This window comes from Pseudoalteromonas sp. NS-SX12 (genome assembly GCF_057367955.1).
In genome coordinates this window covers 1,884,588-1,895,896 of record NZ_CM170634.1, presented here as the reverse complement: position 1 = coordinate 1,895,896, position 11,309 = coordinate 1,884,588, and the positions used below count along the sequence as shown (strand labels likewise).

General features: G+C 39.9%; 9 protein-coding genes and 5 tRNA genes. 6 read left to right on the top strand and 8 right to left on the bottom strand.

The window, feature by feature from the left end:
• Nucleotides 1-146 precede the first annotated feature (146 nt).
• From AC2IOM_RS08820 to AC2IOM_RS08800, 5 genes are all read right to left on the bottom strand, one after another.
• Nucleotides 147-222, bottom strand: a tRNA-Phe gene (locus tag AC2IOM_RS08820).
• A 46-nt stretch (nucleotides 223-268) separates the two neighbouring features.
• A tRNA-Thr gene (locus tag AC2IOM_RS08815) sits at nucleotides 269-344 on the bottom strand.
• Nucleotides 345-371: 27 nt separating this feature from the next.
• Nucleotides 372-447: transfer RNA gene (locus tag AC2IOM_RS08810), tRNA-Phe, on the bottom strand.
• Nucleotides 448-504: 57 nt separating this feature from the next.
• Nucleotides 505-580, bottom strand: a tRNA-Thr gene (locus AC2IOM_RS08805).
• Between the two features lie 27 nt (nucleotides 581-607).
• Nucleotides 608-683, bottom strand: a tRNA-Phe gene (locus tag AC2IOM_RS08800).
• A gap of 412 nt (nucleotides 684-1,095) precedes the next feature.
• Here AC2IOM_RS08800 and AC2IOM_RS08795 point away from each other — a divergent pair.
• Nucleotides 1,096-3,846, top strand: a complete 2,751-nt coding sequence (locus tag AC2IOM_RS08795; protein ID WP_486358142.1) for a hybrid sensor histidine kinase/response regulator — start codon at nucleotides 1,096-1,098, stop codon at nucleotides 3,844-3,846.
• A 308-nt stretch (nucleotides 3,847-4,154) separates the two neighbouring features.
• On the opposite strand, the gene AC2IOM_RS08790 is transcribed toward AC2IOM_RS08795, so the two are convergent.
• On the bottom strand, nucleotides 4,155-4,427 hold the full coding sequence (locus tag AC2IOM_RS08790) for an oxidative damage protection protein (protein WP_486358141.1): 273 nt from the start codon (nucleotides 4,425-4,427) through the stop codon (nucleotides 4,155-4,157).
• Between the two features lie 31 nt (nucleotides 4,428-4,458).
• Nucleotides 4,459-5,517 carry an A/G-specific adenine glycosylase gene (mutY, locus tag AC2IOM_RS08785; RefSeq protein WP_486358140.1) on the bottom strand — a complete coding sequence of 353 codons (1,059 nt, stop codon included), beginning with the start codon at nucleotides 5,515-5,517 and terminating at the stop codon, nucleotides 4,459-4,461.
• Nucleotides 5,518-5,680: 163 nt separating this feature from the next.
• On the opposite strand from mutY, the gene trmB reads away from it, so the two are divergent.
• Nucleotides 5,681-6,406 carry a tRNA (guanosine(46)-N7)-methyltransferase TrmB gene (trmB, locus tag AC2IOM_RS08780; protein ID WP_486358139.1) on the top strand — a complete coding sequence of 242 codons (726 nt, stop codon included), beginning with the start codon at nucleotides 5,681-5,683 and terminating at the stop codon, nucleotides 6,404-6,406.
• Between the two features lie 4 nt (nucleotides 6,407-6,410).
• Nucleotides 6,411-7,433 (top strand): methyltransferase, encoded by a 1,023-nt coding sequence (locus tag AC2IOM_RS08775; protein WP_486358138.1) that lies wholly within the window; start codon nucleotides 6,411-6,413, stop codon nucleotides 7,431-7,433.
• Here the strand turns inward: AC2IOM_RS08775 and AC2IOM_RS08770 are convergent.
• The gene (locus AC2IOM_RS08770; RefSeq protein ID WP_486358137.1) at nucleotides 7,415-7,873 is read right to left on the bottom strand and encodes a hypothetical protein; all 459 of its coding nucleotides are present in this window, start codon (nucleotides 7,871-7,873) and stop codon (nucleotides 7,415-7,417) included. The two genes, AC2IOM_RS08775 and AC2IOM_RS08770, sit on opposite strands and share 19 nt — an antisense overlap.
• 134 nt (nucleotides 7,874-8,007) lie before the next feature.
• On the opposite strand from AC2IOM_RS08770, the gene AC2IOM_RS08765 reads away from it, so the two are divergent.
• The 3 genes from AC2IOM_RS08765 (at nucleotide 8,008) to arcA (ending at nucleotide 11,307) form a co-directional block, all read left to right on the top strand.
• Nucleotides 8,008-9,657 (top strand): sensor histidine kinase, encoded by a 1,650-nt coding sequence (locus AC2IOM_RS08765; RefSeq protein WP_486358136.1) that lies wholly within the window; start codon nucleotides 8,008-8,010, stop codon nucleotides 9,655-9,657.
• On the top strand, nucleotides 9,657-10,172 hold the full coding sequence (locus AC2IOM_RS08760) for a YfiR family protein (protein WP_486358135.1): 516 nt from the start codon (nucleotides 9,657-9,659) through the stop codon (nucleotides 10,170-10,172). The genes AC2IOM_RS08765 and AC2IOM_RS08760 overlap by 1 nt, the downstream gene beginning before the upstream one ends.
• Nucleotides 10,173-10,593: 421 nt before the next feature.
• Nucleotides 10,594-11,307 (top strand): two-component system response regulator ArcA, encoded by a 714-nt coding sequence (gene arcA / locus AC2IOM_RS08755; protein ID WP_010559616.1) that lies wholly within the window; start codon nucleotides 10,594-10,596, stop codon nucleotides 11,305-11,307.
• Nucleotides 11,308-11,309: the final 2 nt, after the last annotated feature.

Here is an 11,309-nt window from a genome sequence, read left to right as displayed (position 1 = left end):
TTAAATTTTTCGCCTTGTTTATGAACCGTTTCTCTGTCGCAATAAGTGACTTATCAATTAATGCAATTAGTATAATGAGATTTCGCAAAACACTAAATTTCAGACATAAAAAAACCCCGACCTAAAGGTCAGGGTTTCAGAATAAGTGGTGCCCAGAGGCGGAATCGAACCACCGACACGAGGATTTTCAATCCTCTGCTCTACCGACTGAGCTATCTGGGCTTAGCTATTTTAGTACTGCTAAAGTACACTCTTGCGAGTAAATAAATGGTGCCTGCTGCCGGAGTCGAACTGGCGACCTACTGATTACAAGTCAGTTGCTCTACCAACTGAGCTAAGCAGGCACACTAAAACTGGTCATCTTTAAAAGATGGTGCCCAGAGGCGGAATCGAACCACCGACACGAGGATTTTCAATCCTCTGCTCTACCGACTGAGCTATCTGGGCGCTTTAATGCATTAGCTATTTTAGTACTGCTAAAGTACACTCTTGCGAGTAAATAAATGGTGCCTGCTGCCGGAGTCGAACTGGCGACCTACTGATTACAAGTCAGTTGCTCTACCAACTGAGCTAAGCAGGCACACTAAAACTGGTCATCTTTAAAAGATGGTGCCCAGAGGCGGAATCGAACCACCGACACGAGGATTTTCAATCCTCTGCTCTACCGACTGAGCTATCTGGGCGTTTTAATTCGGTAAACTAGAAAATCTAAAAAGGATTCTCAATGCTATTCCAAATTGCTCTACCGACTGAGCTACTTGGGCATTACGTGAAACTAATTTCACTAAACATTTGAGCGCTACTCGCATCTTGCTTTTGCGTTCTGCCTGTCTGGGCGTGCGGCGTATTAAACGGGTTTTGCCGCTTCAAGTCAACACTTTTTTCAACATTCATTTTCGTTTGCACACTTATCCGCCAAATTGAACACAAACAAAGCACTACAAATGATTTCACTTTGCTAAATTCGTATGTAATAGTAAGATTTATCGGTATTTTGTACTAGTAATTGGGTCAAAAACATAATTTTTTGGCCTTGTACAAATAAAGCAACAATAATATCCAAAGAAGCCCCTATTACTGGAGTAAGGTTTTAAAATGCTTACTAACAAGTTTTTATCGCTAAAAGCTATTCATACAATTAATGCCATTGTTTTTATAATTTTCGCCGCATCGTTATATATGGCAATAAACAGCTTTTCCAAAATACAGACTAACGAACCACAACTCCCCAGCTACACCAAACTCGATATTCAAACCATTGCAGATAAAGTTGATAGACCATTGGTTGATGCCATCACCCGATTTGGTTTTAATAATGCGATTCAAATTCTTCATTCTTTAAAATCCGTCGATAAAGGAATTGATTACTACCTTTACAACTTAAAACGTGACGAGTTACAGCTAATCAGTAAAACTGGTGGCAACTTTTCAAACCCTGAAAACAAAACCGCCGCAATCGAAACAGATAGCGCCATTACCGTAAGCCAACAATTAACCCTTGCAGGAAAGAACCATGGCTTACTTGTTATCGAATACAAAAAACCATCACAAATCATAAATACGGTTACTTCGCCAACCGCAGCATACCTTTGGACAGCATTAGCTATTTTAAGCGGCATTTTTTGTTTTACCTTTTTACCAACCGCACTTTCACGAAAAATCATCTCGAATACAGAAAAGCTAGATAAAGAAATTAGCGTCATTACTGAAAAAGGTGATTATCAACTTCGCGTCGATACAAATATCGGGTTAGGTCTTGCCCCCACTGCTGAACGCGTTAACTTGCTACTTGATGCGGTAAACAAGAGCGAGCAGTTGCATATTAAGGCTGAAAACGAATTACAAGACTTACAATCTAGTCTTGAGCATCAGGTAGTTGCGCGCACCCAAGAACTAGAAAAAGCAATTAAAGTTGCTGAGCGTGCAAGCGAAGCTAAAACAACGTTCCTTGCAACCATGAGCCACGAAATACGTACACCAATGAATGGTGTCATTGGCACCATTGATTTATTACGCAATACAACCTTAACAGGCTCTCAGCATAGGCTTAGTAGCATTATTCGTGAATCTGCTTTTTCGCTGTTAGGAATTTTGGACGACATTTTAGACTTTTCTAAAATTGAAGCGGGCAAACTAACGGTTGAAAACAAACCATTTAGCGTTGTTAATGTTGTTGAAGAAGTTGCAAAAGTAATGAGTTCGATCGCACACAAGAGTGATTTAGAACTTTCGTTATTTATTGACCCCGAAATTCCAGAATCTGTGCTTGGTGATGCCGTGCGCGTGCGCCAAGTAATATATAACCTGTGTTCTAACGCAATTAAATTCACCCAAACCAATAGTGATATGCAAGGGCAAGTGTCTATTGAAGCCAAACTTGCCTCAAATAGCCATGATTTCGATACTATCGATTTTATTATTAGCGATAACGGTAAAGGCATGGATAAAACGCAACTTGCGCGTATTTTCCAACCCTTTAGCCAAGCTGAAGAAAGCATTACTCGTGAATATGGCGGTACTGGCTTAGGCCTTTCAATTTGTAAAAGCTTAACGGAATTGATGTACGGCACCATTCGCGTTAGTTCTGAGCTTGGTCTTGGCAGTGAATTTATTGTGAGCATTCCTTTCACCAAAGATTCAGAAGCGAAAAAAGGTAACCGCGGACGTTTACAAAAGCGTCAAATTGCACTCTTTAGCCCAACAGACATTAATAAGAAGCGTTTACAATCTTACCTAAGCTATTTAGGAGCACAGATAACACCGTTCAATCAAATATCTGATGAGCTTGCCGAATGGCAAACTAAACAGGGTCTGATCTGGGTGCTTGATGGCACACATGACATGGATGAAGCAAATAAGCTGCTACGTAAAATTGCCTACAACTTAGAAGAGCATAAACAGCAAGCAATTGTTTTAGGCCGCTTAACCGAAGCCAAACTAAGTTTAAACAACCTATTTTACCTTTCGGCAATGCCGCTGTGTAAAACAGCCTTTTTTAACTCATTGTTAATTGCTGCAGGGCTGCAGTCTCCTAAAGTTATTAATACTAAGAAACAAATTAGCCCGTTAACGAATCACCAAAACAAAGGGCATTGCCAAGTATTATTAGTTGAAGATAATTTAATGAACCAACAAGTGATTTGCGACCAGCTTAACTTACTTGGTTACAGTGTAGATATTGCTTCGAATGGTGAAGAAGGTTTTGACATGTGGAAAAACGGCCAGTACGAGTTTGTATTAACCGATTTACATATGCCTAAAATGTCTGGTTATGATTTAGCGCGTAAAATTAGACAAGAGTCTCCGTATCGTAAAGACCTAAAAACTGCGACTACCATAGTTGCAGTTACTGCTAATGCCCTAAAAGGTGAGCGAGAAAAGTGTATTGAAGGCGGCATGAACGACTACATTACTAAACCAGTAGAGCTAAATGTACTTGAAGAGCTAATGGATAAATGGCTTCCGCAGGGACAAGCACAAACCACCGCTACACCTATTTTAATCGAAAAGTTAATCAGTTATGTTGGAAATGATGTTCAGCAGCATCAACATTATTTAGATATGTTTGCTAAACACGGGCAAGATCTCGCGTTTGATATTTCACGTGCGTTAAAACAAGAAGATGTAGAGCAAGCAGGTAAACTCGCACATCAATTAAAATCAACAGCACAAACCATTGGTGCAGTAAGCGTTGCCAATGCAGCACAAGCGATTGAAACACTTGTTAATCAAGAAAGAGACATTGCTAGCGTAACCTTAACGCATTACGCTGATGAGCTTGAGCGCAGCTTCTTTGAAGCCAATGAGTTTATACATGACTATTTGAAAAATAGCCTGAATAACTAGGGTCTGTTGATCTTTGCTGTTCTATTTTTGTTCTGTTTGAGCGTGCTTTTATCGCGGCGCTCGATGTGTGGCCTAGTAATCTAAGCGAATATCGAGCAACAATGAGAAAAGTGCGCTCAAAAGAACCGTTCGGCAGCGCTTGATTGGCTTTTCTACTGTGTTATCGGCTGGCTCACATAGAATAACTATGCCACGCAGCCTCTGCCTTGTAGAAAACCCAATCAAACTGCTGCAAAAACGAACTTGAAAGGTCAACAGACCCTAATAGCAGCAAACAAAAATCAAAAAAGGCGCCAATTGGCGCCTTTTTATTTTTCTACCGGTTTGTAACCTTCAATTTCAACATCTTTGTTTTCAAACAAGAAGCCAACCATTTGCTCCTCTAAAAACCCGCGATGTTCTGGATCCATCATATTTAGATGTTTTTCATTAATTAGCATAGTTTGTTTGTGTTGCCACTGAGCCCATGCTTCTTTGCTAATGTTATTAAAGATGCGTTCACCCACATCACCTGGGTAAAGTTGAAAATCTAAACCATCTGCTTCTTTTTGTAGCTTTTGACAAAAAACGATACGTGCCATAATCAATCTCACTGTAAACTTTGTTTTCAGTTTACCCTTTTCTGGTTAAAGTTTTAATTATTTTCTTTGTAGGCGTAGCAAGCCCCACTTCTTGTGGCTGCGTTAAGTTATAAGCCAAAACCTCTTTTTCAGCGACATTCAATGGCAGCTTAGTAACGTCAATCACAACAGGTGTAATCATTAAATTAAAATGACTAAACACATGTTTAAACTCATCTAGATATGTTTTTTCACCTGCCAACCCATTGCTTAACAGCCAATTTTCTAATTCATTTTCGTTAGCAAATTCAAAAAAGCCAAATAGCCCACCCCAAATACCCGATGATGGACGCTTTTCCATTAGCACTTGATTATTTACTTTAACAATTGCCATCAAGCATGACTTTGTTGGATTGGTTTTTTTCGGTTTAGGATTTGGGAACTCTTTTACACGTTCGACATTATGTGCGCCACATTTATCAACTAATGGACAAGGATCGCAATCAAAGTTGGTACGAGAGCAAAGGCTCGCTCCCAAGTCCATCATGGCTTGATTAAACTCTACCACATTTCCTTTTGGCGTCACTTGATCTGAAAGCTGCCACAATAAGGTTTCTACTTTCTTTTCACCATACCAACCTGACACCATAAAAAAGCGCGCCAATACACGCTTAACATTACCATCTAAAATCGGATGATGTTGGCCAAGAGATAGTGACAAAATAGCGCCCGCGGTAGAACGCCCAATGCCTGGCAATGCAATAACTTCATCAATGTCTTCTGGAAAGTGCCCATTGTATTTATCAACAATAATCTTTGCAGCTTTATGCAAGTTACGAGCACGTGCGTAATACCCTAAACCAGTCCAATGATGTAGCACTTGATCTTCGTCTGCTTGCGCTAAATCCTGCACTGTAGGAAAACTTGCCATAAAGCGTTCGAAATATGGAATAACCGTAATCACTTGGGTTTGTTGCAACATAATTTCCGACACCCATACTTTATATGGCGTTTTGCCGAGTTGCCATGGCAGCGTCTTTCGACCATATAAGTGATACCATTCAACCACTTGGTTAGAAAACCACTCTCTTTCTTTCTTTTCTATTTTCACGCACGACCCTAAATAGATTTCATCAAAATCGTCGCCAGTCTATAAAGGCAAACTGAAAATTCAAGGAATTGTTGCTATTTCTTATAAAAAAGCCGTTCGGTTACTTGAGCTAAAAGCAAGTTGCAGGGATAATACGCCACCAAATTTTCAACGTCGGTGAGATATGAGCGATACATCTAAAACTGCTTTAGAGCAAGCAGAACAAGAAGGTAAATACATTCGTAAAGTTCGCAGCTTTGTAAAACGCGAAGGTCGTTTAACCAAAGGGCAAGCAAAAGCACTTGAGGATAACTGGGCGACTACGGGATTAAACCACCAAGACGGCCTGCTTGATTTCACCAAAGTGTTTGGCAACGACAACCCAGTTGTACTTGAGATTGGCTTTGGTATGGGTAAGTCTTTAGTTGAAATGGCAAAAAATGCGCCAGATACAAACTTTATCGGTATTGAAGTTCACCGCCCAGGTGTAGGTGCATGTTTAATGGATGCAAGCGAAGCCGGCGTAACAAACCTACGTGTTTATGAGCACGATGCAGTTGAAGTACTTGCCGACTGCATTGCCGATGGTTCACTCGCTAAGTTACAGCTGTTTTTCCCTGATCCATGGCATAAAAAGCGCCATCACAAGCGTCGTATTGTGCAACCTGAATTCGTTGAAAACCTGCGCAGCAAACTTAAAATCGGTGGTGTTTTCCACATGGCAACTGACTGGGAAAACTACGCTGAGCACATGTTAGAAGTGATGACTGCGGCTGAAAAGTTCCAAAACCAATCAGAAACTAACGATTACGTACCGCGTCCGGACGACCGTCCATTGACTAAATTTGAACAGCGCGGCCACCGTTTAGGTCATGGTGTTTGGGACTTAATGTTCGAAAGAAAGGTATAACACTATGCTATCAGCTGCCAGCCAAGTATTAATTCGCAATCAAGAATACTTAGAAGCCGAATCTGTTTTATTAGTAAACCATGTAAACGATGGCTTTGCTGAGCAGCTGTGCGACCTATACCCGAACGCATCTGTCACCGGGTTTACCAGCATATTGACCAACAAAACCCATTTTCAAAACGATAATTTTGAACAAGTAATTGCTGCTAGCTTGCCTAAAAAGCAATTCGACTTGGTAGTTTTTTACTATCCGAAAGCAAAAGCTGAAGCGCAAATGTTGCTTGATAACATTCGTGCTATCAGTACAGAGTCAACACGCTTATTGGTAGTTGGTGAAAACAAAGGTGGCGTTAAGTCTGTTGTAAAACAACTTAAAGCAGATGCGCAATTTTCCCGTAAAGTCGACTCGGCTCGTCATTGCAGTTTGTTTCAGTTCACAGGTTTAACCGTTAATCCTGATTTCCAACTAGCCAGCTACGCAAAACAGTTCGAAATCAATGTTGCGGGAACACTGCTCAGCTTAGTAACTTTACCAGGCGTATTTAGCCACGGCGAACTTGATAAAGGGACTGAGTTGCTGCTTGAAACAATTAAGCTAAACAATCCTAAAACGCTTTTGGACTTTGCAACCGGCTGTGGTGTTATCTCTACATTTTTAGCCAAGCACTATGCTGAGTGTAAGATTGTTGCATCAGACGTAAGTGCGCTTGCATTGGCAGCTGCAGAGCTAACCTTTGCCAAAAATGGGGTAAATGCCGAATTAAAACTGGCTGATGGTATTTCATCAATAAATGCAAAATTTGACTATATTGTCTCTAATCCGCCATTTCATACTGGCCTTTCAACTAACTACGACATCACCCAACTGTTTATCGCGGATGCAAAAAAGCGCTTAAATAAACGCGGTGAATTGCTTATTGTTGCTAACAGCTTTTTACCCTATGCCGATGCATTGCGTGATGAGTTTGGTGACTTCAGCAAACTAAAAGACAACAAAAAATTCACGATTTATTCAGCAATTGCCTGATTATTAGCATAGATTAACTGCCTTTTCGCCACAGCAACCAAATACTCTTTTACGTTGCCAAGCGTTTTTGGCAAATAGCGTTTATTTGTCGCACATAAAGTAAGTTTGCGATTTTTCACAATATAAAACGCCTTTTGCTTAGCGAGTCTTGCAAAGACATACGCATCGTTTGTATTACTTACATAAAAAGCAAAAGTTAATTCGCGATAGCACATATTCTCTGAGCCTCCCCAAAGAGTTTGAAACTGAATCCCTCGCTTTCTAAGTAGCGCAGCAACAAAGGCCGCCAGTTTGCGATTTTGCATGGCAGAGCAGGTTTTTCCGTGCGCATTCCAAACACTCAAAACGACTAAAACACGGTTAGTCCGCGAGTCGTGCGAAAACTGACTAAATCTCGCTGTTTGATATATTTGCCACAATGCCAAACTGTTATTTTCCATAACCTTATTGATTATCCACCAAATTAACGTCTAAACTTGCAATAGCGCCAATTTATATTCTTACGTATTTAATAAATTTGCTTAACGTGATGGCGCTCAGTAATATGAAATTAACCCTGAAAACTTAATGCCATATGCAAAATAATCATAAAACAATAACAATTAGAAAGGCGTTAAGCCGTGCGGTGATTGTCATCACCTCTTTAAGCATATTGCTTTCGGTTATCGTAAGTACAGTATTAGACGTCTCTAATCAGAAAAAAAATCTGATTGAAGAGCTAAATACGATTGCCGGCATTATCTCTTTTAATGCTTATGTGCCCGTAGTATTTCTCGATCAAGACGAAATGCAAAAGCAGTTAAAAGCCTATGAAAAGATTGATTACATTAAAAACATTCACATTTATCAAGTTGATGAGTTTAGTGGTGCAATCTCACTTTTTGCAACCTACAACACTGGTGAAAATCCTCCTATAGCCTCGAAAGTCAAAAAGCTCACTAACCGAGTAAGCTCAAATATTGATGGCGACAATATTGAAGTAATTTATCCAATTAGAACCGATGACAACGATAACGTAATTAGTGCTAACCCTAAAATTGACGGTTATGTGTATATACTGGGAACCGATGCGCCGATTCAAGAAGCACTAAAAAATAGAATTTCAGTTGATGTAGTTGTCGGCGTTGTTATTTTGCTTTCTGTATTGCTGATAACGCTCACCTTTCAGCGTCGCTTTTCACGTCCGATTGAAGCACTCAGTACAGTGGTTAAAGATGTCTCAAAAAACAAAAATTACGATGTCATTGTACCTACTGCCAAAATTACTGAGCTTGATTTGTTGGCTAAGAGCATCAATACCTTATTTGCCAGAACGTTAGCGCAGTTAGAACGTCAGAAAAAAGATGAGCAAGAAATAAGACAGTTAAACCAAAACCTTGAACAGAAAGTTAACCAGCGTACAGAAGCCTTAAAAGAGGCCAATCAAGAACTGCTCAGCACGCTTGAGCGAATGCACCAGTACCAAACAAAAATTGTCGAAAACGAAAAAATGGCATCGCTTGGGCAAATGGTTGCGGGCGTTGCTCACGAGGTAAATACCCCGCTTGGATTGGGTATTACTGGCTCTACTTTGCTAAAAGACAAGCTTGAAGAGCTTAGAGTTAATTTCGAAAATAAAACCCTTACCTCATCTCATATGAGTCGTTTTATTGAAGATGGTGTTGAAAACTTAGATTTAATTTATCGTAATTTAAATCGCGCTGCTGAACTGGTTTCAAGCTTTAAGCAACTTGCTGTTACCCACGAAACGCAAGAAGATAAATTAATCCACCTTCACGATTTTATTAATCAGGTCATTACTACACTTAGCGGTGAATTAACCAAATTCCCACATCAGGTAAGTATTGAAGGTGATACACACCTTGAAATTTGGACAAAACCACCAATTATTCAACAAATTATTGAAAACCTTATTAGCAATAGTTTAATCCATGCATTTGGCCCCGAGCAGCAAGGTAATATCGTCATAACGGTATCAGCAAACGAACATACTACGATAATTGACTACCAAGACGATGGTAATGGTGTGCCAATTAGTATTCGCAACCGTATTTTCGACCCGTTTGTTACAACACGCCGTGGCGAAGGTGGCAGTGGCCTTGGTTTGCATTTAGTTTATAACTTGGTAACCCAAGCCCTTGATGGCAGCATTAAACTCGATACCGAAGCACAAACAGGTGCGCATTTCGTAATTGAATTACCAATCAAACAAGGAGCTCAGTAATGCGTTTGCTACTGCTTGTTGTTATTGGATTATTCAGCTCATTTGTATCAGCAAAAACCGCGGAGCAATTGCGGGCGGCCTACTTAATGCAAATTCCTTCTTTCGTACGCTACACAGATCCAAATCATAAACCTTACGAAATAACTTTTTGTTTTGCCGAACAATTAGGCCCTGTTGGCGAATTGATCAATGCGCAACAGCAGGTGCTACGTCAAAGACTTAACTTTTCCCTGCAGGTTATTGATACATTAGATTTAGATTCAGATAAACTAAAACAGTGCTCGTATTTATACTTATCAAAAGACATTAAAAATACCGACCGCTATTTAGAGAAAATAACGAATCACACAATTACCGTTGGCGAACAAGAATCAACGTTAAGCGCGGGCGCCCTGATGGCATTAGTGCAAGAACAAAAGAAAATACGTATGCACATAAACCAAACCAAGTTGGACGAAAACATTATTAGTTTTAATGCACGTTTATTGGCATTAGCAAAAGTAGCATCTTATTAAATAACCTGAGAGTGTGATAACAAGTTGCATTCTGGTTTTTAGTTAGACTTATTAGCGCGATCAATTTATGTGCAACAAACTCGTGTTAACGTCAAGCGATAAATCAACACAAAAACGCAACATTTTAATTCTGTTCAACGCGCTTATTTAAGTAAGCACTATACTAATGTCTATGTTTGAGTGCGATGCAATGCTTGGTTATGACATGCCAAATAGTGCGCATAATTTATCAAGCAATACGCTAAAAATCCGCATCAGAAAGCTTAACTTCGACAAATTATTGCAAAATCTCCCCTAAGGTCACAAATCTACCCTTTCACTAGTCGTGAAAACTTGTTTACTAATGTGTTAGCCCCTATAATCCTAAAATGTAAGTAGTTACTGAAAATAATTTTAATTTACCTATAAGGGTTAAATAAGAATGCAAACGCCTGTGATTTTAATCGTCGAAGATGAAGACGTAACTAGGTTAAATCTTGTCAGCTTATTTGAAGCTGAAGGCTACAAAGTGCTAGAAGCCATTGACGGTGAAGAAATGCACGAGCGTATTTCACAAAATGATGATATTAACTTGGTGATCATGGACATCAATCTGCCAGGGAAAAACGGCTTAATCTTAGCACGCGAAATTCGTCAGCAACGTAATATTGGTCTTATCTTTTTAACTGGTCGTGACAACGACGTAGATCGTATTCTTGGTCTAGAAATTGGTGCAGACGATTACATAACTAAACCATTCAACCCACGCGAGTTGACAATTCGTGCACGTAACCTTTTAACGCGCACTAACTCAAATGGCGACGAAATCGAAAGCAATAGTTCTGGCCTTCTTACCTTTAATGGCTGGGAGCTAGATGAAAATAGCCGTTGTTTAACTTCGCCAACAGGTGATGTTAAGCGCTTACCTAAAGGTGAATATCGCGCATTACGTTTAATGCTTGACGCTCCTGGTCGTATCTTTAGCCGTGAGCAGCTAATTAAGCACATGACAGGTCGTGAATTACGCGCTAATGACAGAACAGTAGATGTAACGATTCGTCGTATTCGTAAGCATTTCGAAAGCGAAGCAAACACACCAGAGCTTATCAGCACAATTCACGGTGAAGGCTACCGCTTTATTGGTAAGATTGACTAATT

Coding starts and splice junctions, on each gene's coding strand:
- AC2IOM_RS08765 (WP_486358136.1), top strand. CDS start 8,008: ATGCAAAATAATCATAAAACAATAACAATTAGAAAGGCGTTAAGCCGT.
- AC2IOM_RS08795 (WP_486358142.1), top strand. CDS start 1,096: ATGCTTACTAACAAGTTTTTATCGCTAAAAGCTATTCATACAATTAAT.
- AC2IOM_RS08775 (WP_486358138.1), top strand. CDS start 6,411: ATGCTATCAGCTGCCAGCCAAGTATTAATTCGCAATCAAGAATACTTA.
- trmB (WP_486358139.1), top strand. CDS start 5,681: ATGAGCGATACATCTAAAACTGCTTTAGAGCAAGCAGAACAAGAAGGT.
- arcA (WP_010559616.1), top strand. CDS start 10,594: ATGCAAACGCCTGTGATTTTAATCGTCGAAGATGAAGACGTAACTAGG.
- AC2IOM_RS08760 (WP_486358135.1), top strand. CDS start 9,657: ATGCGTTTGCTACTGCTTGTTGTTATTGGATTATTCAGCTCATTTGTA.
- AC2IOM_RS08790 (WP_486358141.1), bottom strand. CDS start 4,427: ATGGCACGTATCGTTTTTTGTCAAAAGCTACAAAAAGAAGCAGATGGT.
- AC2IOM_RS08770 (WP_486358137.1), bottom strand. CDS start 7,873: ATGGAAAATAACAGTTTGGCATTGTGGCAAATATATCAAACAGCGAGA.